This is a genomic window from Humibacillus xanthopallidus (assembly GCF_006716675.1).
GTDB lineage: Bacteria > Actinomycetota > Actinomycetes > Actinomycetales > Dermatophilaceae > Humibacillus > Humibacillus xanthopallidus_B.
Genome location: NZ_VFPM01000002.1, coordinates 713,487 through 736,123, shown reverse-complemented (window position 1 = coordinate 736,123; position 22,637 = coordinate 713,487). Strand labels below are relative to the sequence as shown.

General features: G+C 71.3%; 21 protein-coding genes. 4 read left to right on the top strand and 17 right to left on the bottom strand.

All coding sequences use genetic code 11. The annotated features are described in order from the left end of the window. Positions 1-28 precede the first annotated feature (28 nt). The 13 genes from FBY41_RS11340 to FBY41_RS11280 all read right to left on the bottom strand — a co-directional run bounded on the left by FBY41_RS11340 (position 29) and on the right by FBY41_RS11280 (position 13,441). Positions 29-1,075, bottom strand: a complete 1,047-nt coding sequence (locus FBY41_RS11340) for an NAD(P)-dependent alcohol dehydrogenase (RefSeq protein ID WP_141844374.1) — start codon at positions 1,073-1,075, stop codon at positions 29-31. Between the two features lie 147 nt (positions 1,076-1,222). Then, positions 1,223-2,041 (bottom strand): ParA family protein, encoded by an 819-nt coding sequence (locus FBY41_RS11335; protein WP_141844373.1) that lies wholly within the window; start codon positions 2,039-2,041, stop codon positions 1,223-1,225. Positions 2,042-2,066: 25 nt separating this feature from the next. Then, positions 2,067-2,702 carry a maleylpyruvate isomerase N-terminal domain-containing protein gene (locus tag FBY41_RS11330; RefSeq protein ID WP_141844372.1) on the bottom strand — a complete coding sequence of 212 codons (636 nt, stop codon included), beginning with the start codon at positions 2,700-2,702 and terminating at the stop codon, positions 2,067-2,069. After that, positions 2,699-3,571: a RecB family exonuclease gene (locus tag FBY41_RS11325; RefSeq protein WP_260439703.1), complete on the bottom strand. Its 873-nt coding sequence runs from the start codon at positions 3,569-3,571 to the stop codon at positions 2,699-2,701. The genes FBY41_RS11330 and FBY41_RS11325 overlap by 4 nt, the downstream gene beginning before the upstream one ends. A 183-nt stretch (positions 3,572-3,754) precedes the next feature. Beyond that, a complete protein-coding gene (locus FBY41_RS11320) occupies positions 3,755-4,693 on the bottom strand; it encodes an NAD(P)H-dependent flavin oxidoreductase (protein ID WP_141844371.1) in 939 nt (312 codons plus the stop codon). Continuing rightward, positions 4,690-6,255, bottom strand: coding sequence for a class I adenylate-forming enzyme family protein (locus FBY41_RS11315; RefSeq protein WP_141844370.1), 1,566 nt, complete (start codon positions 6,253-6,255; stop codon positions 4,690-4,692). The genes FBY41_RS11320 and FBY41_RS11315 overlap by 4 nt, the downstream gene beginning before the upstream one ends. Next, a complete protein-coding gene (locus tag FBY41_RS11310; RefSeq protein WP_221629263.1) occupies positions 6,255-6,683 on the bottom strand; it encodes a nuclear transport factor 2 family protein in 429 nt (142 codons plus the stop codon). Before FBY41_RS11310 ends, FBY41_RS11315 begins: the two co-directional genes overlap by 1 nt. Beyond that, positions 6,680-8,407: a class I adenylate-forming enzyme family protein gene (locus FBY41_RS11305; RefSeq protein WP_141844369.1), complete on the bottom strand. Its 1,728-nt coding sequence runs from the start codon at positions 8,405-8,407 to the stop codon at positions 6,680-6,682. Before FBY41_RS11305 ends, FBY41_RS11310 begins: the two co-directional genes overlap by 4 nt. 53 nt (positions 8,408-8,460) lie before the next feature. Then, the gene (locus FBY41_RS11300; protein WP_141844368.1) at positions 8,461-9,774 is read right to left on the bottom strand and encodes an ABC transporter substrate-binding protein; all 1,314 of its coding nucleotides are present in this window, start codon (positions 9,772-9,774) and stop codon (positions 8,461-8,463) included. Further along, positions 9,771-10,976 carry a branched-chain amino acid ABC transporter permease gene (locus FBY41_RS11295; protein WP_221629262.1) on the bottom strand — a complete coding sequence of 402 codons (1,206 nt, stop codon included), beginning with the start codon at positions 10,974-10,976 and terminating at the stop codon, positions 9,771-9,773. Before FBY41_RS11295 ends, FBY41_RS11300 begins: the two co-directional genes overlap by 4 nt. Positions 10,977-10,981: 5 nt before the next feature. Continuing rightward, positions 10,982-11,878: a branched-chain amino acid ABC transporter permease gene (locus FBY41_RS11290; RefSeq protein WP_141844367.1), complete on the bottom strand. Its 897-nt coding sequence runs from the start codon at positions 11,876-11,878 to the stop codon at positions 10,982-10,984. Positions 11,879-11,886: 8 nt separating this feature from the next. Next, complete coding sequence (locus tag FBY41_RS11285; RefSeq protein ID WP_260439702.1) at positions 11,887-12,519, bottom strand: ABC transporter ATP-binding protein; 633 nt, start codon at positions 12,517-12,519, stop codon at positions 11,887-11,889. A gap of 70 nt (positions 12,520-12,589) precedes the next feature. Next, positions 12,590-13,441, bottom strand: coding sequence for an ABC transporter ATP-binding protein (locus FBY41_RS11280; protein ID WP_221629261.1), 852 nt, complete (start codon positions 13,439-13,441; stop codon positions 12,590-12,592). 189 nt (positions 13,442-13,630) lie between these two features. On the opposite strand from FBY41_RS11280, the gene FBY41_RS11275 reads away from it, so the two are divergent. Genes FBY41_RS11275 through FBY41_RS11260 form a run of 4 tightly spaced genes read left to right on the top strand, consistent with a single transcriptional unit; the run spans position 13,631 to position 17,751 of the window. Then, complete coding sequence (locus FBY41_RS11275; protein ID WP_221629260.1) at positions 13,631-14,239, top strand: nuclear transport factor 2 family protein; 609 nt, start codon at positions 13,631-13,633, stop codon at positions 14,237-14,239. Beyond that, on the top strand, positions 14,236-15,006 hold the full coding sequence (locus tag FBY41_RS11270) for an SDR family oxidoreductase (protein WP_141844365.1): 771 nt from the start codon (positions 14,236-14,238) through the stop codon (positions 15,004-15,006). Before FBY41_RS11275 ends, FBY41_RS11270 begins: the two co-directional genes overlap by 4 nt. Further along, a complete protein-coding gene (locus FBY41_RS11265) occupies positions 15,003-16,061 on the top strand; it encodes an NAD(P)H-dependent amine dehydrogenase family protein (protein ID WP_141844364.1) in 1,059 nt (352 codons plus the stop codon). Before FBY41_RS11270 ends, FBY41_RS11265 begins: the two co-directional genes overlap by 4 nt. 31 nt (positions 16,062-16,092) lie before the next feature. Then, positions 16,093-17,751, top strand: coding sequence for a long-chain-fatty-acid--CoA ligase (locus FBY41_RS11260; RefSeq protein WP_221629259.1), 1,659 nt, complete (start codon positions 16,093-16,095; stop codon positions 17,749-17,751). Here the strand turns inward: FBY41_RS11260 and FBY41_RS11255 are convergent. The 4 genes from FBY41_RS11255 to FBY41_RS11240 are packed head-to-tail and all read right to left on the bottom strand — an operon-like array spanning position 17,733 to position 22,598. Further along, positions 17,733-18,509 (bottom strand): hypothetical protein, encoded by a 777-nt coding sequence (locus FBY41_RS11255; protein ID WP_141844363.1) that lies wholly within the window; start codon positions 18,507-18,509, stop codon positions 17,733-17,735. The two genes, FBY41_RS11260 and FBY41_RS11255, sit on opposite strands and share 19 nt — an antisense overlap. Further along, positions 18,506-20,071, bottom strand: coding sequence for a long-chain-fatty-acid--CoA ligase (locus tag FBY41_RS11250; RefSeq protein ID WP_141844362.1), 1,566 nt, complete (start codon positions 20,069-20,071; stop codon positions 18,506-18,508). Before FBY41_RS11250 ends, FBY41_RS11255 begins: the two co-directional genes overlap by 4 nt. Continuing rightward, positions 20,068-21,060 carry a winged helix-turn-helix transcriptional regulator gene (locus tag FBY41_RS11245; protein WP_141844361.1) on the bottom strand — a complete coding sequence of 331 codons (993 nt, stop codon included), beginning with the start codon at positions 21,058-21,060 and terminating at the stop codon, positions 20,068-20,070. The genes FBY41_RS11250 and FBY41_RS11245 overlap by 4 nt, the downstream gene beginning before the upstream one ends. Positions 21,061-21,080: 20 nt before the next feature. Then, a complete protein-coding gene (locus tag FBY41_RS11240; RefSeq protein ID WP_141844360.1) occupies positions 21,081-22,598 on the bottom strand; it encodes a carotenoid oxygenase family protein in 1,518 nt (505 codons plus the stop codon). Positions 22,599-22,637 lie beyond the last annotated feature (39 nt).

Here is a 22,637-nt window from a genome sequence, read left to right as displayed (position 1 = left end):
ACCCTCCGCGGCGGACGGCATACGACCCTCAGACGGCGATGGTGCTCGTGTCGATGACGAAGCGGTAGCGCACGTCGCCGGCGACGACACGGTCGTAGGCCGCGTCGACCTCGTCGGCCGAGATGGTCTCGATGGTCGCGCCGATGCCGTGGGTCGCGCAGAACTCGAGCATCTCGGCAGTCGCGGGGATGCCGCCGATGTTGGAGCCCGCCACGACGCGGCTCCGCCCGATGACGACGCCGGGCGCGAAATCGTATTTGCCAGAAGGCAGTCCGACGTTCGCGATGACCCCGAGCGGACGCAGCTGACCGATGTAGGTCTGCATCGGCAGGTCGGCGCTGACGGTGTTGATGATGATGTCGAAGGTGCCCTTGAGGCTCGCGAGCACGCCCTCCTCACCGGTCGCGTAGTAGTGCGTCGCGCCGAGGGCGGCGCCGTCGTCCTTCTTCGCGTCGGTGCGCGAGAGGACGCTCACCTCCGCGCCGAGCGCGGCCGCGAGCTTGACTGCCATGTGGCCGAGCCCGCCGAAGCCGATGACGGCGACCTTCTTGCCGGGCCCCGCGCCCCAGCGCTTGAGCGGCGACCAGACGGTGATGCCGGCGCAGAGCAGCGGCGCCGCGACATCGAGCTCGATGCCGTCGGGGATGGCGACGGCGAAGCGCTCCGACACGACGACCTTCTGGGCGTACCCGCCCTTGGTCGGCTCGCCGTCGTAGCCCTTGCCGTTGTAGGTCATGACGGCGCCCTTGGAGCAGAACTGCTCCTCACCGTCCTTGCAGAACTCACACTCGCCACAGGAGTCGACCATGCAGCCGACGCCGACGCGGTCGCCCACCTTGTACTTGGTCACACCGTCGCCGACGGCCGAGACGATGCCCGCGATCTCGTGGCCGGGGACCATCGGGAAGATGGCGCTCCCCCACTCTTCGCGGACCTGGTGGATGTCGCTGTGGCAGATGCCGGCGAACTTGATGTCGATGAGCACGTCGTCGTCGCGCAGGTCACGGTGCTCGACGGTGCGGGACTCGAAGCGGGCTCCGGCGCTCGGGGCGACGAGGGCAGGCGTGGTGATCACGGGGTCTCCTTCAGGCGAGGGGTCGTGTTCTGGTCGTGCATCAGAAGTGCCGCCCCCAGGCAGGCACTCTCAGGTGCAGCACGGGGTCACCGGGAAACATTCCCCGCCCGGCCTCGTCACGATCGCGCCCGCCGGGCGCTCGCCGGCTCAGAGCCGCGGCAGCAGCGACTGCGCGACCTCGCGATAGGCCTGGGCACCCTTCGACGAGCGCGCCGTGGCGAGGATCGCGCGTCCGACGGCCGGCGCTTCGGCGAAGCGCACCGTCTTGGGGATCGGCGGCTCGAGCACGGGCAGGTCGTAGCGGGCGCCGACGTCGGCGAGCACCTCGCGCGAGTGGTTGCTGCGCCCGTCGTAGAGCGTCGGCAGGATGCCCCACACCTCGAGGTCGCGGTTGAGGATCTTCTGCACGTCACCGACGGTGTCGAGCAGCTGGCCGACCCCGCGGTGGCTCAGCATCTCGCAGGGCATGGGGATGATGAGCCCGTCGGCTGCCGTGAGGGCGTTGAGGGTCAGCACGCCGAGGCTCGGCGAGCAGTCGAGCAGCACGACGTCGTATGCCGTGTCGCCGGCTTCGAGGGCCGTGCGCAGGACGTACTCGCGGCCGGGCCGCGACAGGAGCATCGCCTCGGCGCCGGCGAGCTCGATGGCGGACGGCACGAGGTCCATGCCGTCGTCGGTCGTCAGGGCGACCTCGTCGAGTGGCACTCCGGCGGTCAGCACGTCGTGGATGGAGCGTTCGACGGTGTCGGGGTCGACCCCGAGCGAGAAGGTGAGGCAGGCCTGCGGGTCGAGGTCGACGAGCAGGACGCGCTTGCCGAGCTCGGCGAGCGCAGCACCCAGACTGGCCACCGAGGTCGTCTTGGCGACGCCGCCCTTCTGGTTGGCCAGGGCGATGACGGTGGGGCGGGTCGTCTCGGTGGCGGGCGGAGTGGGGCTCGGGTCGCTGGTGCTCGTGCGGCGGGCCATGCGAGCAGTGTGTCAGGTGCGGCCCTCAGAAGGCCGAGATCGTCCGTGGTGCACGCTCGGCCCGGGTCAGTGCCGAGACGACCGCACCCTGCCCGTGCCGGGTGACCGCGAGCCGGGTCAGGAGCAGGAGCACGGGGTCGAGCACCTCGCGCGGCAGTGCTGGGGAGGTGAAGCCGACGCTCGCCGCGACGTCCTCGCCGTGCACGACGACCTCCATGAGACGCCCGGTGAGGAAGTCGTCGAGGTTCAGCGACCAGCCGGCCCACGGGATGAGCACGGCTCGGCCGTCGGGCTGGGTGGCCAGCAGGTGGGGAAGCACCTCGCGCGCCTCCGTCACGTCGGCGAGCACGGCGTCAGGCCCATCGGCCGCCCGGGCATCGCTGCTCTCACGGATCGAGACGTTGATCTCGTCGTCGAGGCTGGCGTCGACCCAGGCCGACCGCGCATAGTGCTCCTCGATCGGAATCGGGTCGCCCACCGGGTCGGCGCTCAGCAAGGTCACGACCGTCACCGGCTGGCTCGCGAGGTGGGCGACGAGGCCGCCGACCTCCCACTCGGCAAGCGCACTCTGCTCGTGCCAGGCAGCGACGACGTCGTCGCGCGAGACGATCGCGGCCACGTGCTCGGTGGCGGCGAGGAAGGCCGCACGGAGGTCGGTCACGAGTCTCTCCTGTCGGTCGAGGCATACGGCTCGAGGCCGGCCCAGTCGGACTTCTCCGGGCCCTGGGCCTGGCCCTCGGGGCAGTGCGCACGGAAGTCGCACCACGAGCACAGCGCGGAGGGCCGCGGCGCAAACCGCGCTGACTCGACGCCGACCTCAGCGTAGTCGGCGTCGGCCCGGCGCAGGTCGGAGGCGATCGACTCCGCCTCGGCCACCTTGCGCTCGAGCGACTCCTCGGTGTGCTCGTGGGCGGCCACCGTGCCGGTCGGCACGTGGTGGAGCTCGACCCGGCGGCACGGCCGGCGGAACATGCGGGCGCACGCGACGGCATACAGCGCGAGCGGCAGCGACGTGCGCGCATCGTCGTCGGTGGGCACCTGCCGACCCGTCTTGTAGTCGACGACGACGAGCTCGCCGTCGCGGTCGTCGAGGCGGTCGATGCGGCCGGTGATCGCGACCTGCTCGGTCTTGAGCGAGACGCTGCGCTCGATCCCGACGGGCTGACGCTCACGGTCGGAGGTGCGCAGGTAGTCGGTGACGACCTCGCGGACCCTCATGCGCCACGCCGCGGACTGCTCGGGGTCTCGGAAGCCGACGTCGATCCACGACGTGCGGACGAGCTCGGCCACCCCGGCCGGGGTGCGCTGCTCGGGCGGCAGGTCCCAGAAGTCGCGGAGCACGTTGTGGGTCGCGATGCCGACTGACGTGTGCGCGCGCTGCGGACGAGCAGCCGGCCTGGGGCGGTCGAGGTACTGCATGCGGTAGCGACGCGGGCAGTCGAGCCAGGCCATGAGGCGCGACGGCGAGCCGCTGTAGAGCGGCGTGGGCATGCCGGCGAAGGTCTCCTGCTCGGCGGGCTGCGTCGTCACGCGATCACCCTAGGACGTCCCCCCGACACCTAGGCGTCCAGACACCCGCGCACGCCTCCCGCACCGTCGAGTGCCCACTTTCACCCACCGGATCCGGGTGGAGAAGTGGGCACTCGACTCAGGGGGTGGGGTGGAGACGTGGGCACTCGACTCAGGGGGTGGGTGGAAAAGTGGGCACTCGAGTCAGGGGGTGCGGTGGGTGAGCCGGGCGAATCGCTCTGCGGCGGCGGCATACTCGGCCTCGAGCTCGTCGACGATCTCGGCCACCGGCTGCACCCCGTGTATCGACTGCAGACCCTGCCCGGCCGCCCACAGCTGCGACCACCGCGCGGCCGGAGCCTGGGCCGCGTCATAGCTGCGACTGCCCTCGTGGACGAGGTGGTCGGGGTCGAGCCCGTTGGCGAGCAGGCTGGGGCGCAACCACGACGCGGCGGTGCCGGTGATGCCGGCGCTCACGACGAGGTCGTCGGGCCCGTGGTCGACGACCATCTTCTTGTAGGCGTCCGGCGCGAGGCTCTCGAGGGAGGCGAGGAAGCGGGTTCCCATGTAGACGAGGTCGGCTCCCGCTGCGACGGCGCCCGCGACGCCGCGACCGTCGGCGATGCCACCGCCGACGGTCACGATGCCGTCGAAGAAGTCACGCACCGCCGACACGAAGGCGAAAGGTGAGAGGTGACCGGTGTGCCCGCCGGCACCGGCGCTGATGCACGCCAGACCGTCGACGCCCGCGGCAACTGCCTTGCGCGCCAGGGCGATGCTCACGACGTCACCGACGACGAGCCCGCCATAGCCCTTGACGACCTCCATCACCGGTCGCGGCGAGCCGAGCGCCGTGATGACGACCGGCGGGCGGTACTCCCCCACCAGCCGCAGGTCGTCGGCCAGCCGCGTGTTGCTGCTGTGGGTGACGAGGTTGACCGCCCAGGGTCGCCCACCCACGCCGGCCGATATCGTGGCCAGCCACTCGTCGAGCTGCTCGGCGGTGCGGCAGTTCTGGGTCGGGAAGGCGCCCAGCACCCCCGCTCGCGCGGCCGCGACGACGAGCTCGGTGCCCGACACGAGGAACATCGGCGCGGCGACGACCGGGAGCCGGAGGGCGTCGAGCAGCTCGTCCCTCGTCACCGGGCACCGCCGAAGCGGCGCTGGAGCTCGTCCTTGCGCACCTTGAGGCTCGCATTGCGCGGCAGCTCGTCGACGACGTGGATGCGCGTCGGCTTCTTGTAGCCCGCCATCCGCTCGCGCACGTGGTCGCGCAACGCGTCGAGGTCGAGGTCGGCGCCGGGGCGCGCAACGACGGCAGCCACCACCGTCTCTCCCCACCGCTCGTCGGGCAGCCCGAAGACCGCGACCTCCGCCACGCCGTGCGCCTGCGCCATCACCCGCTCGACCTCCGCCGGATAGACGTTCATGCCGCCGGTGACGATCATCTCCTTCGACCGACCCCGCACGTAGAGGTGCCCCGCCACATCGAGGGAGCCGAGGTCGCCGGTGTGCAGGCTCCCGTCGCGCACCGCCTCGGCCGTGAGCTCCGGTGCGTCGAGGTAGCCGTCGAAGAGGGTGTCGCTGTCGACGACGACCTCCCCCACCTCGCCTGGCCCGAGGAGGCGCCCGTCGGGCCCGTGGATCTCGAGGCGCGCGATGCTGACGGCCCGTCCCGCCGAGGCGAACGGGTCGTCGGCCGTGCTCCCCGGCCGCCAGTCGTCGGGGACCGTGGCCGTCACCGGTGCGCCGGTCTCGGTCATGCCGTAGGTCTCGACGTAACGGTGCCCGATGGCCGACACGAGGTCGACGACGCTCTCGCGCGGTGCGATCGAGCCCGAGTGGAGCACGCCGTCGAGGTGGTCGAGCACCTCTGGACGGCGGCGCACCTCGGCCGCGAGCGCCCCCATGAGGGGCGTCGGCGCATACGTGAAGTTGGTGCGCTCCGCGACCATCCGCTCGACCCATGCGTCGGGCGGCAGCCCCGCCATGAAGGAGAGCTCGCCCCCGACCCAGAGGTGTGGCAGCACGACGCCCCAGATGCCGGCAGCGAAGGCCAGGGTGCCGGTGAAGGCGCAGCGGCTCCCCCACCGCAGCCCGTCGTGGACCGGCATGTGCCGCACGATGCGCCGGAGATTGGCCTGGCTGTGGACGACGCCCTTGGGGCGGCCGGTCGTGCCGCTCGTGAAGCCGACGATCGCAGCGGCCCCGGGGTCGACGGTGACCTCGGGCGGGCTGGCCGGGCCCTGCTGCGCGGCGGCGTCGGCGTCGAGCGTCGTGCACCCGAGCCGGCCACCGAGGCTGACGACGTCGGTCCCCGCACCGGCGAGCATGTCCTCGAGCCGGCCGGCGTGCCCAGCGGTGTGCACGACCGCTCGCGGGGCCGCCGCGTCGAGCACCTCGGCGATCTCCGCCACCTGGAGCCGGTCGTTGACCTGCACCGCCGTGGCACCCGCGAGACCCACGGCGAGGTAGGCCTCGACGGCATCCGCCGTCGACTCCACGACGAGTGCCACCCGGTCACGAGGACGTATGCCGTGCGCGACGAGTGCCTGTGCGAGCCGTGCCGCTCGGGCGCGGCTCTCCGCGTGGGTGCGCACCGTCGAGCTGCCCCCACCCCCCGAGACGGAGGGGTGGCGGAAGGCAACGGCGTCACCGGCCCGACCCATGGCGGTGACGACGTCGAGCGCCCAGGGAGCCGCCATCAGTGCGCGGGAGCGTCGACGCCCATGCCTACGAGCAGGCTCGGGCGGTCGTAGTACTCGAGCCACTCCGTCACGCGGCCCCCGGCTATGGAGAGGATGCCGACGACCGGCACCTCACCGTGCGAGCCCGTGACCGTGTCGAAGTCGTCGACGCGCTGGACGAAGACCTTGCCGTCGATGATGCCGATCGCCAAGATGCGCAAGGTGATCCGTTCGGTGATGGCTCCGAGGGCACGGATCCGCTCGCCGACGACGTCGCGGCCGACGAGCGGCTCCTGCATGACGCTGTGGAGCACACCGTCGTCGGCGAAGAGGTCGATGACGCCCTCCCAGTCCTTGGTGTCCCACGCGTGGAACATCTCCCGGGCCAGCGCGAGCTTGTCCTCGTCACTCATCTCGGACGGTGGAGTGACGGTCGATGCGGTCACGAGGACTCCTTCGCGGGGGTGCGCAGCAGCCGCTTGAGGATCTTGCCGACAGGGTTGCGCGGCAGGTCGTCGCGCACCTCGAGACGCTCGGGAAGCTTGAACGAGGCGATGTGCTGGCCGCGCATGAAGTCGACCAGCTCCTCGAGCGTCAGACTCTGCCCCGGCGCGAGGGAGACGACGGCGGCGACCCGCTCACCGAGCACCTCGTCGGGGTCACCGATGACCGCGACGTCGACGACGGCCGGGTGCTCGGCGATGAGACCCTCGATCTCGGCGGGGGCGATGTTCATGCCCCCGCGGATGATGAGGTCCTTGGCGCGGTCGAGGTAGTGGAGGAACTGGCCCCGGTCGCCGGCGATCTCGAAGAGGTCTCCGGACCGGAGGTAGCCTCGCTCGTCGAACGGGCTGGCGAGCCGCTCTCCGTGCAGGTAGCCGGCGAAGACCGTCGGCCCGTTGAGGCGCATCTCGCCCGGGACACCGGGCTCGGTGATGTCCTCGCCGGTGACGAGGTCGACGAGCCGCACGTCGATCCACTCGGACACCCGGGAGGACCACGTCGTGCCCGGCGCGCCGTAGCGGGGGAAGAACTGCGCGCGCTCGTCGGGGTCGGGGAAGTCGTCGGGACTCGACAGCAGGCCGACGCCCTCGTTGGAGCCGAAGAAGTTGATGATGCCGATGCCGTGCTTCTCCTGCCAGCCGCGCACCATCGCCGGCTGGAGCGGCACCGAGCCCGACCCGATGCGCGTCAGGCTGCTGAGGTCGACCTGCGCGAGGAGCGGCTCGTTGTGCAGGAGCATCCAGAGCAGTGCGGGCGGGGCGACGGTGTAGGTGACCCGCTCGGTCGCGATCTGCGCGAGGAAGGTCGGCAGGTCGAACGGATGGTGTTGCACGAGAACGCAACCCGTGCGCAACCACGGGAGGAACATGCCGTTGATGCCCGCCATGTTGACCATCGGGAAGGGGTTGAGCAGCACGTCGTCAGCCGTCACCCGCGGGGCGTCGACGGTGGCCCAGCAGATGGCGAGCCAGTCGAGGTGGCAGCGCGGCACCCCCTTGGGCTCGCTCTCGGTGCCCGACGTCCAGCAGATCGTCAGACAGTCGTTCGCGTCGTTGGGGTCGCTCGCGACGTGGCTCTCCAGACGTGCGCGCTCGGTGTCGTCGGCCGACGCCGGGTGGATGGTCAGCACGCCCTCGGCCAGGTCACCGCCCTCGGCCGCGGGGCCGAGAGCAATGACGTGGTGCAGCGACGGCAGCCGGTCCCGCAGTGCCAGCACGTCGGCAGCGGGTGAGCGGTCGCCCCACCGGGCGAGCGTGACGTATGCCGCGAAGTCGGCCTGGGTGCCCATGCCGAGCACCTCGCGCTCGCGGTACTGCATCGGCAGCGGCGAGACGACGACACCGATGCTCCAGGCCGCGAGGTAGACCTCGACGAGCTCTACGGCGTTGGGCAGCTGCACGCCGATGACGTCGCCGCGCCCCAGGCCCAGGTCGAGCAGCGCCGCGGCGAGGTGGGTGACCTCCGCGTCGAGCTCGGCCCAGGTCAGCCGCCTGGGTGGCGACCCGAGGAGGGCCTCGCGGTTGGCCGGGTCGACCACCGCGAGCTCCTCCCCCCGGGTGCGCACCTGCTGCGCGAAGAGCTGGTCGACCGTCTCGTCGGTCCACCACCCACGTGCCTGGTAGTCGGCCACCCTGGCCTGCGGGTGCAGCCCTCGCGCCATCGTCATCGGCTCACCATCTCCTCATCGACATGCACCGGTCGTCCGCTCAGCATCCTGTCCTACTTGTCGTACTGAGACGAGATGTCGATGACGTCACCACCCACGGCGAAGGCCTTGTCCGCCGCCTTCCACGTGAACGGCTGGAAGGCGAGCACGCCATAGGCCTGGGTGGGGCTCATCGTGAAGGAGATGCCGTCGATGAACATCGGGGGCTGGTAGTCCTGCGTGCGGGCCGCCTGCATGATCGTCAGGCGCGAGAGCCCGCCCTCGAGCTTCGCCGCTCGGGTGAAGTCGTCGACCATGAGGTCGGCGATCGCCCAGCCGTTGACCGTGTAGCTGTTCGTCGGGGAGTCCGCGCCGTTCGCCGCCGACTGCTGGAGGTACTCCTTGACGGCGGCGTCGTCGGCGAACGCGGCGTTGGCCGGGTCCTTGAGCCAGCGCAGGATCTGCTGCCCGTCGGCGGCATCGCCGGCCGGGGCGTAGAGCGTCGCCCCGTCGGCGCAGTTGGAGGGCTGGATGACGGTGTCGGGCTTCCAGCCGACGCGGCCGATGGCCTGGGTGAGGGCGAGGCAGTCGGTCGTGACGCCGGCGTTGACGAGGATCTCGGCTCCCGACGACTTGAGCGAGGAGGCGGCCGTGCGCGGGTCGGTCAGCGGCGCCTCGGCGGCGATCGTGAAGTTCGTGCCCTCGATCGCCTTCTTGAGGCCGTTGGCGATGCCCTGGCCCGACTCGGTCTGGTTCGCGGCGAGGGCGATCTTGGCGCCGTTGGGGTACTTCTTCTTGAGGCCCTCGACGACGACGCCCATCTCCACGTCGGCTGACGGGAGGTACTCGGTGGTCCACGGGAACTTCGCGATGTCGCGGTAGGCCGGCACGCTGGCCTGCGCGAAGAGCAGCGGCACGCACGCGTCGTTCTGGTCGTCGGCGATCGCGTCGACCTGGCCCGAGCCGAAGGTCTCGAGGACGTGCACGCCCTCCTTCTGGATGAGCTCACCGACGTTGGTCTTGGCCCGCTCGGGGTTGAAGGCGTCGTCCTTGACGACGACCTCGAGCCTGACACCGCCGATGCCGCCCTTCGCGTTCTCGACGGCGAAGCGGGCCCTCATGCCCTCGATGACGTTGCCGACCGCATCGGCGAGCGGACCCGACGTGGGGGCCGACCAGCCGACCTTGAGCGTGCCTGTGATGGGCGCCTTGACACCCTCCGGGTCGGCACAGTTGTCCGCGTTGACGACCGAGGCGGCCGCGCTGGCCGCACCGCCGGTCGACCCCGCCTCGGTGCTGCCGGTGTCGGTGCCGGAGCCCGACCCGCAGGCCCCGAGCACCAGGGCAGGCAGCGCGGCTGCGGAGACGACGCGCAGGAATCGCTTCATTGGTCTTCCCATCTGTTGTGTGTGTTGCTGTGTGGTGGAGGTGCAGGAGGAGGTGCGGCGGTGGTGTCGGCCGCGAGCCCGGGACGGTCCGCGGGCACGACTGCGACGCGACGGCGCACCCAGAGCCCGATCCGACCGACGATCCCCTCGGGCATGACGAAGACGATGGCGATGAGCACGACACCGAAGACGACGCCGGAGAGCGGGCCCGTGCTGAACGCCCCGGTGAGCTGGGGCAGGAAGACGACGGCGACCGCCCCGACGACGGGGCCGAGCTGGGTCGCGATGCCACCGAGGACGAGTCCGGTCACCAGCTCGATCGACTTGAGCAGGGTGAAGGACCCGTCGGGTGACAGCGCCCCGATGTACATCGTGAAGAGCGAGCCGGCGAGCCCGGTGATGGCGCCCGAGACGCCGAAGGCGAGGATCTTGGTGCGCGCGACCCGCACCCCGCTTGCGGCGGCGGCGATCTCGTGGTCGCGGGTCGAACGCATGCCGAGCCCGAAGCGGCTCCGAACGAGGTTCCGGCTCAGCCACATGACGAGGAGGAGGACGGCCGCCGACACCCAGAACATCCAGATGCCGCGCTGGGCCCGGCCGAGCCCGGTCCAGGCCGGCGGCGCGAGCGAGGCCGAGCGCACGACGAGACCTGCTGCTCCGCCGGTGAGCTCCTCGGCCCGCCGGATGATCTCGGGGAAGGACACGCCGACCGTGAGGGTGACGAGGGCGAGGTAGAGGCCCTTGATGCGCAGCGAGGGCAGTCCCACGAGCAGGCCCAGCACGAAGCTGAGGACCACCGCGACGGGGATCGTCGTCATCGGCGCAGCGTCGTAGCGCGCGACGAGGACGCCCGTCGTGTAGGCGCCGAGCCCGAAGAACGCCGAGTGGCCGATCGACAGCAGCCCGGTGTGGCCGGTGACGAGGTTGAGGCCGACGATGGCGATCGCGATGATGAAGACGTTGGTGAACTGCCCGACCCGGAAGGCCTGCGCCTGCGAGGCGAGCAGCAGCACCGCGACCACCGCCACGACGCCGAGCGCGCGCAGCGCCCAGTGGCGCCGCGACCCCTCGATGATCGTGAGGGGGCCCCGGCCCGTCAGGCCACCCCCGCCGGGCGAAACGGGGGCGGGGACCGGGCCGGACGGCATACCCCCGGGTGCGGTGACGCGAGGGGTGTCGTCGACGACGGTGGGATCCTGCACGCCCATCACACCCTCACGAGCTTGGTCGTGCCGAAGAGGCCGGTGGGCTTGGCGAAGAGGATGACGACGATGATGAGCAGCGCCGACGTCTGCTGGAGCGAGCCGCCGATGACCGACACGTAGCCGGTGAGCATCGCCTCGAGCACGCCGATGACCAGGCCCCCGACGACCGCGCCGACGAGGCTGTCGAGCCCGCCGAAGAGGGCTGCCGCCGACGCGGCGATGAAGATGGAGAACATCGTCGTGAGGCTGAGCTGCTGCGGCGCGAGCGGTGTCACGAGCACGCCGGCCAGGGCGCCGATGGCTCCCGACAGCCCCCAGCCGATGGCGAGGATCCGGCTGGTGCGGACGCCCGCGAGGGTCGCCGAGGTCGCGTTGTCGGCCACCGCGCGCATGTGCAGCCCGACCTTGGTGAAGCGGAAGAGCAGCGTCATGAGGCCCATGAGCCCGATGAGGGCGCCCCACACCCCGAGCGCGTCGCCGTAGAGGCGCGCGCCACCGATGGAGATGAAGTCGCTCTCGCCGTTGGGGAAGGGGCTCGGCATGATCTTCGTCTCGCTGCCCCAGAGGAGGCCGGCGAGCGAGTTGAGCCCGGTGAAGAGCCCCAGTGCCACGATGAGCACCGCCATGTCGTTGCGCTTGGCGACCGGCCTGATGAGGAGCCGCTCGATGAGGGCGCCCATGATGAAGCCGACGCCGAGGGCCGCTGCGATCGCGAACCAGATGGGCAGCGACTGCGTCGTCAGCCACCACGCGACGAAGGTCGTGAAGAGGGCCAGCTCGCCCTGGGCGAAGTTCAGCGTGCCCGTGCCGCGGAACACGACGACGAGCGCGAGCGCGAGCAGCGCGTAGATCGAGCCGTTCGTGAGGCCCGAGATGAGGCGTTCGAGGAAGAGGTCCATGAGGGCTCCTAGTAGCCGAGGTAGGCCGTGCGCACGGCGTCGTCGGCGCGGAAGTCGGCGGGGGTGCCCGACGCCGCGATGGTGCCGACGTCGAGGAGGTAGACGGTGCTGGCGAGGTCCATGGCGAGCTCGGCGTTCTGCTCGACGATGAGCATCGCCGTGCCGTCGGTCTCGTTGATGCGCGCGAGGGTCGCGAAGAGCTCCTGCACGACGATCGGCGCGAGCCCGAGGCTCGGCTCGTCGCAGAGCAGCAGCCGGGGGCGGCTCATGAGCGCGCGGGCGACGGCGAGCATCTGCTGCTCGCCGCCGGAGAGCGTGCCCGCGGTCTGGCGCGAGCGGCGGCCGAGCACCGGGAAGACCTCGCACCACCGGTCGATGTCGGCGCTGACGCCGGCGGCGTCGGTGCGCACAGCCGCGCCGACCCGAAGGTTCTCGAGCACCGTCAGGGCCCCCAGCGTGCCCCGGCCCTGCGGGACGAGGCTGACCCCGCTGCGCACGACCTGCTCGGGCCGACGGGGCAGCGGCCGTCCGTCGAGCTCGATGCTGCCGCGCCACGACATCAGCCCGGCGATCGCCTGCATCGTCGTCGTCTTGCCGGCACCGTTGGCACCGAGCATGACGACGACCTCGCCGGGGTCCACGTCGAGCGTGATGCGTGAAGCACCTCGCTGGGGCCGTAGCCGGCGGTGACGCCGGTCAGGGAGAGCAGGCTCATGCCGCCCGCCCGAGGTAGGCCCGGACGACATCGGGGTTGTCGCGCACCGCCGACGGCGAGCCCTCGAAGATGGTGCGGCCGAAGTCGAGCGCGACGACGTGGTCGCTGATGCCGAGGACGAGTCCCATGTGGTGCTCGACGAGCAGGGCCGCGAAGCCGAGCTCGTCGCGCAGGCTCGTGATGAGCGACCCGAGATCCTTGACCTCGCTGTGGGTGAGGCCGCCGGCCGGCTCGTCGAGGAGCAGCAGGGCCGGCTGCGACATGAGTGCCCGAGCGAGCTCGACGCGCTTCAACGTGCCGAAGGGCAGGCCTGCCGCAGGGCGCTCGGCGACGTCGAGCAGGTCGAGCCGGTCGAGCAGGTGCCAGGCGCGGTCGCGCAGGGCCTGCTGCCGCCGACGGGCGGGCGGCCACCCGAGGGCGCCGCTCGTCAGGCCGACTCGGGAGACCGACGTGCCGCCGACCATCGCGTTGTCGAAGACGCTCATCGCCCCGAAGAGGGCGAGGTTCTGGAAGGTGCGGGCGATGCCGGCCCCGGCGAGGGCGTGCGGCCGCAGCCGCAGCAGGTCGGTGTCACCCCAGAGGATCTGACCCGACGAGGGCACGTAGATGCGGGTGATGCAGTTGAAGAGCGTCGTCTTGCCCGCACCGTTGGGGCCGATGAGCCCGCAGATGCGGCCCGGGTGCACCTCGAAGCTCACCCCGTCGAGGGCCGTGACGCCCCCGAACGTGATGGTGACGTCGCGAAGCCTCAGGGCTCGGTCGCCGGCCGGCGCGGGCCGGGTGGGTGCCGGCGCCCCGGTCGTGCCGGGGCCCTCGGGCGGGTCGGTGCTGCGCGTCGTTGCGCTCACGGTGCCTCGTTCCTCGTGACACTTCAATTAACAGTGTGATAGGGATTACTACAGCAAGCGGAGCGAGTCCGTCAACCCTCTCCGCCCTGCCTCACCGGATCGAAGGAGCCCCAGGTGACCCACCCCCAAGCCGACCCCAGCGCCCCTGCACCGCAATCGAATTCGTCATCCGCAGCCTTGCCTCGCAGGGTGGCCGAGCTGCTCGCCAAACAGGACGTCCACGACCTGCTCGCGAGATACCTGCGGGCCGTCGACCGGGGCGATGTCGAGGGCGCGGCGGCCTGCTACCTGCCCGGGGCGACCGAGGACCACGGCGGGGTCTTCGACGGGCCGGCCTCCGACTACCTCGCCTCGATCGGGGGCACGCTGACCCACCCCAAGGCCCTCACGACCCATGCGCTGACCAACGTCCTCGTCGACGTGGCGCTCGCGGAGGACCTGGATTCGGGGCACGCCCGGGCGGAGTCCTACGTCCTCGCCTTCGCCCGCGTGCGCCGACCCGACGGCATCGTCGGCGACACCCTGACCAGCGCCCGCATGGTCGACGACCTCGAGCTGCGCGACGGCCGGTGGGGCATCCGCCACCGCGCGCTGCGCTGGGACTGGAACCACGACATGGACCGGTCCGAGACGTGGGTCTACGGCATGCTCGTCGACGACGCCGCCCGGCTGCGCCGCAGCGAGAAGTTCCCCCACGACGTCGTCTACACCGAGCAGGCGGCCGAGCAGGCGGCCGAACAGCCGGCCGAACAGCCGGCCGAGCGGTCCGCCGAGCGGTCCGCCGAGGTGCCGGCATGACCGCCGGGCGCGGCACGCCCGTCGAGGGCGCCCGGGTCGTCGTGACCGGGGCCAACCGTGGCATCGGGCTGGCCTTCGTGCAGGAGGCCCTCGCCCAGGGCGCGACGACGGTGCATGCCGGGGTGCGGGACCCCGACGACGTCACCCCCGAGCTCGCGGCCACCGGCGCCACGGTCATCCGGCTCGAGGTGACCGACCCCCGGGACGTCGCGGCGGCGGCCGAGACGTGTGCCGACACCACGATCCTCGTCAACAACGCCGGCCTCTTCACCGGCAACCGGCTCGTCCTGGCCGACGACCCCGAGGCGGCCCGCCGCGAGATGGAGGTCAACTACTTCGCGCCCCTGCACCTCACCCGGGCCTTCGCGCCGGTGCTCGCCGCGAACGGCGGCGGGTCGATCGTCAACGTCCTCTCCGTCGCCGCGATCGCGCCGACTGCGTTCATGGGCGGCTACTCCCCCGCCAAGGTCGCCGCCCTCTACCTCGGCGGCATTGCCCGGGCCGAGCTCGAGCCCCTCGCCATCACCGTCACATCGCTCATCGTCGGCTCCGTGGACACCCGCATGGCCGCCCACGTGCAGGGCCGCAAGGAGGATCCTCGCGACATCGCCGTCGCCGGCCTGCGGGCCATGAGCCGCGGCGAGTGGGTGTGCGACACCGACCCGATGGCCGTCGATGCGCGAGCACGACTGGCACGAGACCCGATTCGCTACGAGCGCGGCCTCGGCAAGCTGCTCCACGCCACCGAGCTGAGGACGAAGGGATGAGCGCACACCCGAGCGGACGGCATACCCGTGTGGCCCAGTGGGCGACCGGCGCCGTCGGCAAGACGCTGCTGCGCGGCGTCATCGACCGTGACGACCTCGAGCTCGTCGCGCTGCACGTCTACAGCGAGAGAAAGGCGGGGCGCGACGCCGGCGACATCGCCCGCCGCGAGGCGACAGGAGTGCTCGCGACGACCGACATCGAGGCCGTCATCGACGCGCGCCCCGACGTCGTGCTGCACGCCCCCCGTCTCCAGCTGCCCTACGAGACCCACGACGACGACCTGCTGCGCCTGTTGCGGTCAGGGGCCAACGTCATCACGACCTCGGGCCAGCACTTCCCGCGCGCCCACGGCCGCGCGCGTGAGCGGCTCTTCCTCGACGCGTGCGAGGAGGGCCGCAGCACCCTCTTCGGCGTCGGCGTGAGCCCCGGCATCATCGGCGAGCGGCTCGCGCTCGGGCTCACCGGCGCGAGCGTCACGCTCGACCGCATCACGATCGACGAGGTGCTCGACGCCCGCGCGATGCCCGACCCCGACTTCGCCTTCACCGTCATGGGCATGGGCAGTGACCCGGCCACCCTGACCGGTGACGGCCCGCTGCCGACGCTGTATGCCGCCCTCTACCTCGAGACCATCGCCTTCATGTGCGAGCGGATGGGCATCACGTACGACGAGGTCGTGCCCGACCACCGCGTCGTGCCCGCCCTCCGCGACCTGGAGGTGGCCGCCGGCTCCATCGCGCAGGGGACCGTCGCGACGACGGAGTGGCGCTGGCACGCCATGGTCGACGGGCGGCCGTTCCTCACCCTGGCGATCATCTGGACGATGGAGCCCGACCGGCCGGAGTACGCCGGCCGCGACCACTGGACGGTCCACCTCCACGGCAAGCCCGAGATGGTCGTCACGCTCAACCTCGTGGAGCCGAACGAGCCCGGAAGCCGAACCACCGCAGGGCAGTTCGTCACCGCCGGACCGGCGCTGCGCGCCATCGACGCGGTCGTCGCGGCGCCTCCCGGCATCTTCGAGCCGCCCGTCTTCGCACCGTTCCACCTCTGACCCGACCCCCAGCAGCAGCAAGGAGCTCCCGATGACGCGAGCAGCACAGGCCGCCGGCACGTGGATGACCCCCACCCCGGCGGAGTACCGCGACCCGCACTACGCCCTGCACCCCGACGGCACCCGCGTCGAGCGGCTCGAGGACATCACCCGGCTCCGGGCTGCGGCGACCCCGGACCTGCCGGCCGTCATCACCGCGGACGCCCGCACGACCTTCGCCGAGCTCGACCGTGACGCGAGCCGCGTCGCGCAGGCCCTGCTGCGCGACGGCGTGACGGCGGGCGATCGCGTCTGCTACATCGGTGAGAACGCCTCGTCGTTCCTCGCGGTGCTCTTCGGCGGGTCGAAGATGGGCGCGATCCCGACAGCCCTCAACGTCCGGCTGTCGGTGCCCGAGATGGAGTTCATCCTCGGCGACAGCGAGCCGTCGGTCGTCGTGCTGGGCCTCGGGCAGGAGCGGCTCGTCGAGGCCGCAGCCGCCGTGCCGAGCGTCAAGCGGGTCGTGACGCTCTCGCCGGAGGAGGGCGGACGGCATACGGCTGGGGCCACGGTGACGGGCTGGGACGCCTGGTTCGACGGCGTGTGCGACGAGGACCCCGGCCATCGGCGCTCTCCCGACGACACCGCGCTGATGTTCTACACCTCGGGAACGACCGGGCGCCCCAAGGGGATCGAGCTGACGGGAGCCAACATCGGCCAGGCGATCGCGGCCATGCACTACCTGCTCGAGCTCGACACCGACTGCGTCGCGCTCGCGCCCGTGCCCTTCTTCCACGTCTCCGGCTTCGGCCTCGCGCTCGTCAGCGTCGTCAACGGCGCCGCCCTCTTGCTGCTCAACCCCAGCGGGCCGGCCGACCTCATCCGCATCCTCCAGGAATATGCCGTCACGCACGCCGTCGCTGTGCCCACCGTGATCCAGTTCCTCCTCGGGCAGCCCGAGGTGCGCACGGCGGACTGGTCGGCCCTGCGCTACATGGTCTACGGCAGCTCCCCCATCCCCGAGCCCGTGCTCCGCGACGCCACAGCGGTCTTCGGCTGCAAGTTCCTCCAGAGCTACGGGCTGACGGAGTCGACCGGTGGCGTCACCATGCTGTCACCGGAGGACCACCGGCCCACCCGCGAGACCGCGCACCGGCTGCGCTCCGCCGGCCGCCCGATGGCGAACGTGCCGGTGCGCGTCGTCGACCCGGTCACCCTCGAGGACCTCCCGCCCAATGAGCGAGGCGAGGTGCTCATCGGCGGCGGTCACGTCATGCGACGCTACTGGCGCAACCCGGCGGCGACCAGTGCAGCGATCACGCCCGACGGGTGGCTGCGCACGGGTGACGGCGGGTCGATGGATGTCGACGGCTACCTCTTCCTGCACGACCGGCTCAAGGACATGATCGTCTCCGGCGGTGAGAACGTCTTCCCGGCCGAGATCGAGAGCATCCTCACCGGCCACCCCGAGGTAGCCCACGCCGCCGTCATCGGCATCCCGTCAGCGCGGTGGGGCGAGTCGCCCTTCGCCGTGGTCGTGCGCACCCCCGGGAGCGGGCTCGACGAGGACGCGCTCATCGCCTGGGCGCGCGAGCAGATGGCGCACTACAAGTGCCCCGTGGGGGTAGCCTTCGTCGACGCGTTGCCGCTCAACGCGAGCGGCAAGCTTCTCAAGACGCGGCTGCGCGAGGCCTACGCGAACCCGCGCTGAGCGGTTGCTGACGCTGTCGCCGGGGCGGCCGAAGGGTCGAGCAGGCGCAGCAGCACACCGTCGACCTCGACGGCCGCTCCGGCGTGCTCGTCGGGGTCGACCGCCGCGAGGTCGACGGCCGAAAGCATCTTGCGCTGCCCGTCGACGAACCGGATCCCTCTACGCCCCAGCGCGATCCGCGGCTCAGGGGCCGAGAGGTCCACCTCGGCGCCGAGGACCGACGCCCACAGGGCTGCCTGCGCGCGCGGGTCGGGCGAGGCGATCTCGACGCCGAGCACGTCGTCGATGCGCGGCGCGGCTGCGGTCTCCGCCTCGACGTCGTCCCAGAACCAGACTCCCGGGTCGGCGATCTCGTCGAGCTCGACGAGCAGGCCCATGTCGCCCGGGTGCAGCTGCACGATGCGGTGCCCGTAGGCCTCGAGGTCGGCGACGACGCGGACGCCCGCCTGCACCGCCGCGGCGAGGTGGGGCGTGAGGTCCGGCACCTGGATCGACAGGGCGTAACCTCCGCCACCGTCGCCCTTGCGCAGCCACGCCGCGAGCGACACGTCGTCGCGGAGCGGCGCCACGACCTCGAGGTGCGCCTCGGGGCCGACGCGGATGGTCTCGTCGGCCATCCCGATCTCCTCCAGCAACGGGTCGGCGAAACCCCTTGCCACACCGAGTGATTCGCGCAGCTGTCGGGTCGTGGCGTCGAGGTCCGGCGAGCCGATGACGACCTGCCTGAGGATCGCACGCTGCGCGGGGGTGGGGTTCATCCGATGCTCCTGTCGTGACCGGCCCAGTAGGGAGCCCGCAGCTCGCGCTTCAGCACCTTGCCGGAGGGGTTGCGGGGCAGCGCGTCGACGATCTCGACGGCCGTGGGGCACTTGTAGTGGGCGAGCCGCTCCCTCGTGAAGGCGATGAGCGCGTCGGGGTCAACGGCGTGGCCGGCCCGGGGCGCGACGACGGCGATGGGCGACTCCCCCCAGCGCTCGGAGGGGACGCCGATGACGGCCACCTCCTGCACGTCGGGGTGGGCCATGACGACGTTCTCGACCTCGGCGGGGTAGATGTTCTCTCCGCCCGACATGACGAGGTCCTTGATGCGGTCCTTGAGGAAGACATAGCCCTCCTCGTCGAGGAAGCCTGCGTCCCCGGTGCGGAACCAGCCGCCCGGCCAGAACGACGACTCCGTCGCCTCGGGCAGGCGCCAGTAGCCCTGGGTCACGCCCGGACCGCGGGTGACGATCTCACCGACCTCGCCCGTGGCACAAGGGGATCCGGTCGCGGGATCGAAGACAGCCACCTCGACGCCGGGCACGGCTCGCCCGGCCGAACGCAGCTTGCTGCCCGGGCCCGTGACATGGTCCTCGTCGCGCAGGATCGTCGTCACGCCGATCGTCTCGGTGAGCCCGTAGCTCTGGGCGAGCTTGGCCCCGAAGACCTCCTTGGCGCCCACCATGACCGTCTCGGAGATGGGCGAGCCGCCGTAGACGACGTACTCGACACTCGAGTAGTCGGCCGACGACGCCTCGGGGCTCGTGATGAACAGCTGCATGACGGTCGGCACCATGATGACGTGCGTGGCGCGGTGACCGACGAGCAGGCCGAGCATGTTGGCCGGCGTCACCTCGGTGAACTGCACGATGCGGCCGCCGGCCGACAGGGCGATGAGTGACCAGCCGCCAGCGGCGATGTGGTAGTACGGCGTCGGCACGAGGCTGACCGAGCTCGCACTGACGACGAACTGGGAGCTGAAGGCGCTGACGGCCCAGAGCATCCCGGCGACCGTCGTCGTGACGCCCTTCGGCCGTCCGGTCGTGCCGGAGGAGTACATGATCGAGCAGAGCGCGTCTCCGCCGAGGTCGCGCCGGGGGTCGACCGGAGGCTGCTCGGCGAGCCACTCCTCGTAGCCCGACCAGCCCGCCGGCGGGGTCGCCGGCTCACCGGTCTGCGAGAAGACGAGGCGGTGACCGGCATACGTGCTGGGCACGAGAGGGGTGAGGTGCTCCTCGGCGATGAGGACGGCAGGCTCGCAGTCGCCGAGGACGTAGTCCACCTCCGCGCCTGACAGGCGGAAGTTGAGCGGCACGACGGCGACACCGGCCTTGGCGGCTGCGAAGAAGAGCTCCCAGTACTCCGTCGCGTTGCGCGCGAGGTAGGCGACGCGGTCACCGGGGCGCAGGCCCCACGCGACCAGCCCCGACGCGAACGCGTCGGACCGCCGGCCCAGCTCGCCGTGTGTCACCGACCGACCTTCGCCGACGACGGCCGGGGAGTCGGGGTGCTCTGTGCTCGTGGTGCGGATGATGTCGGCGATGGTCGTCGGTGCGGTCATGCCTCTCCTTCGTGACGGTCCCGGGCATCGTCGGCCGGGACCACGGTGACGTCGTTGCCCGCCAGCGGGCGCTCGCACTGGTCGCAGGTGAAGATCGCGGTCAGCTCCTCACCGCACGTGCGGTGGTGCTGGATGACGGCTGGTCCCTCCGGGGAGACGAACCAGTGCTCGGCCCAGGCGATCGAGGCCGCGATGACGGGGTAGAAGGCGCGCCCCTTGGGCGTGAGACCGTACTCCGCCCAGTCGGGGCGGTCCGGGTTGGCCCGGGGCTCGAGCACACCGATCGCGCAGAACGAGCGGAGCCGGTCGGCGACGAGCGTGGGGGGTGCCCCGAGGTTCGACTCGAAGTCGGTGAACCGGGTGACGCCGCGGAAGGCGGCACCCATGAGGGCCGATGACCAGCGGTTGCCGAAGATCGCCATCGTCTCGGGGAAGAGGCCCGGGTAGTGGTGCCCCGCCTCTGGCTCCCACCGGCGCCGCGTCGTCGCCTGGGGCACCGACCGCGCCCACGAGCCGCTCGGCCCCCACTCCGCGACGACCTCGCGGGGCTCGAACGGCTTGCCGCACGCGCGGCACACGACGACGGGCGCGAAGTCGTGCCCGCACACGCTGTGGTGCATCGCCGGCAGGGGTGCCGGGTGCTCGGGCACCCACTGCCTTTCCCACTCCCAGATCGCGAGCATGACCGGCCACAGCGAGCGGCTCCGGGGGGTGGTGAGGTACTCGGCCCGCTCCGGATTCGACTGGTAGACATGGCGTTCGAGCAGCTGGGCCTCGCTCAGACTGCGCAGCCGAGCCGTGAGCACCGAGTTCGAGATCGGCAGCGCTTCCTTGAGCTGGCCGTAGCGGGTCACCCCCTGGAGGGCCTGCTGGAGGATGAGGAGGGTCCACTCGTCCCCGAGCAGGCCGAGCATGTGGCCGATCGCGTTCGGCCCGCCGGCGGGCAGGCGCGTGGGCTGGGTGAGGTGGGGCGGCGCGGTGTCGTCCATCGTCGTGAGGCCGTGTGCCGTCAGAGACCGACGGCCTCGGCAGCGGTGTCCGTCTGCTGCCACCGTCGCAGCTCGGAGCCCGGCGCCCACGTCGAGTGCGTGCCGCTCGAGATGCGCTCGGGCAGCTTGAGCCTGCACACCGGCCCGTCGGCCACGCGAGCGGCGTCGAAGACCACGGCATACGACGCGTCGGCGGTCATGTCGGTCGTGAGGGTGACGAGGTAGCCGTCGTCCTCGGCGGTGCCGCCGACCCGCGGCGCCATCGCGGTCTCGCTGCCGTACACGCCGTCACCGAAGGAGAAGCGCTCCTCCGAACCGGTGAGCACGTCGTGCTTGACGAGCCCGTCGAAGAGGAACCAGTGCGGCTTGCCCGAGGCGGCATAGGCATACCGGTGCTTCGTGCCGGCGACTGCGCCGTTGATCATGCCGAACTCGGTGATGCTCTCGCTCAGCGGCTCCTCCTTGACGAGGCCCGTCGAGAGGTTGAGCCGCCACCGGTGCAGGCGAGCCTGCATGCGGTCGAGGGCGAGGAAGCGGAAGGCCCGCTCCCACTTGTTGCCCATGCCGTTGTCGGCGGGCTCGGGATCGCCCTGGAAGAAGCCGTCGAGCACGATCTCGTCACCCTCCTCGTAGGCGTTGACGAAGTGCAGGACGTACGTCGACTCGGCCTCGAACCACCGGATGTCGGAGGTCTGCCCCCGACGGGGGATGACAGCGAAGCGGGTGGGCAGGTCGGGGTGGAAGCGCGCTACGTGAGCACCCTTCGCGAGCAGCTCGGGCTCCCAGAAGAGGGGGCAGTCGTTGAGGATCGCGTAGTTCTCCGTGAAGGCCATGTCGTGCGGCAGTCGCGGGCCGGGCAGCGGGACGTCGATGTAGTGGGCGAGCTCGTTGCTCTCGTCGACGACGCCGTAGTGCATGTACGGCGCCTCCTTGCTGTAGTTGAAGAACAGCATCTCGCCGGTACGGTCGTCGACCTTCGGGTGGGCGGAGACGCCCCACTCGAAGGGGAACTTGCCGTTCCACGTCTCCTTGCCCAGGGTCTCGGCCGACATCGGGTCGAGACGGTAGAGGTCGCCACACTGGTAGAAGCTCGTCAGGGCCGTGCCGCGGTGCACGATGACGTCGGTGCTCGAGGCGTCCTTCATGCGCCGGCGTGCACCCCAGCCGTCCTCACGCAACGACAGCGACGGTGACTCGGCGAGGCCCGCCCAGAGCGCGTGCCCGGCCTCCTGCTCCGCGGCCAGACCGTCGGTGCGCACGAAACGGTTGCGGTAGAAGGCTTTTCCATCGCGGAAACCGACGACGTGGATCATGCCGTCGCCGTCGAAGGGGTGGTAGTTCTTCATCGACGGGTGCACCGGGTTCTCGGTGTTGCGCAGGTAGACACCGTCGAGGTCGGTCGGGACCTCGCCCTCGACGACCTCGAGGTCGTCGGCCTTCCACTCCGTCGTCTGCGGGCGCCAGGGTCCCGTGCGATATGGGTGGTCGTCGTCTGCGGGCAGGGTGGAGAGCAGACGACCGACGACTTCGACATCCATGCGCGGGCTTCCTTCGTCTCGGGTGGGTCTCAGGTGGTC

Excerpts from the sequence above, each read along its gene's own strand:
- FBY41_RS11335 (WP_141844373.1), bottom strand. The coding sequence starts at position 2,041 with ATGGCCCGCCGCACGAGCACCAGCGACCCGAGCCCCACTCCGCCCGCC.
- FBY41_RS11315 (WP_141844370.1), bottom strand. The coding sequence starts at position 6,255 with ATGGCGGCTCCCTGGGCGCTCGACGTCGTCACCGCCATGGGTCGGGCC.
- FBY41_RS11300 (WP_141844368.1), bottom strand. The coding sequence starts at position 9,774 with ATGAAGCGATTCCTGCGCGTCGTCTCCGCAGCCGCGCTGCCTGCCCTG.
- FBY41_RS11290 (WP_141844367.1), bottom strand. The coding sequence starts at position 11,878 with ATGGACCTCTTCCTCGAACGCCTCATCTCGGGCCTCACGAACGGCTCG.
- FBY41_RS11305 (WP_141844369.1), bottom strand. The coding sequence starts at position 8,407 with ATGACGATGGCGCGAGGGCTGCACCCGCAGGCCAGGGTGGCCGACTAC.
- FBY41_RS11260 (WP_221629259.1), top strand. The coding sequence starts at position 16,093 with ATGACGCGAGCAGCACAGGCCGCCGGCACGTGGATGACCCCCACCCCG.
- FBY41_RS11255 (WP_141844363.1), bottom strand. The coding sequence starts at position 18,509 with ATGAACCCCACCCCCGCGCAGCGTGCGATCCTCAGGCAGGTCGTCATC.
- FBY41_RS11270 (WP_141844365.1), top strand. The coding sequence starts at position 14,236 with ATGACCGCCGGGCGCGGCACGCCCGTCGAGGGCGCCCGGGTCGTCGTG.
- FBY41_RS11265 (WP_141844364.1), top strand. The coding sequence starts at position 15,003 with ATGAGCGCACACCCGAGCGGACGGCATACCCGTGTGGCCCAGTGGGCG.
- FBY41_RS11245 (WP_141844361.1), bottom strand. The coding sequence starts at position 21,060 with ATGGACGACACCGCGCCGCCCCACCTCACCCAGCCCACGCGCCTGCCC.
- FBY41_RS11250 (WP_141844362.1), bottom strand. The coding sequence starts at position 20,071 with ATGACCGCACCGACGACCATCGCCGACATCATCCGCACCACGAGCACA.
- FBY41_RS11240 (WP_141844360.1), bottom strand. The coding sequence starts at position 22,598 with ATGGATGTCGAAGTCGTCGGTCGTCTGCTCTCCACCCTGCCCGCAGAC.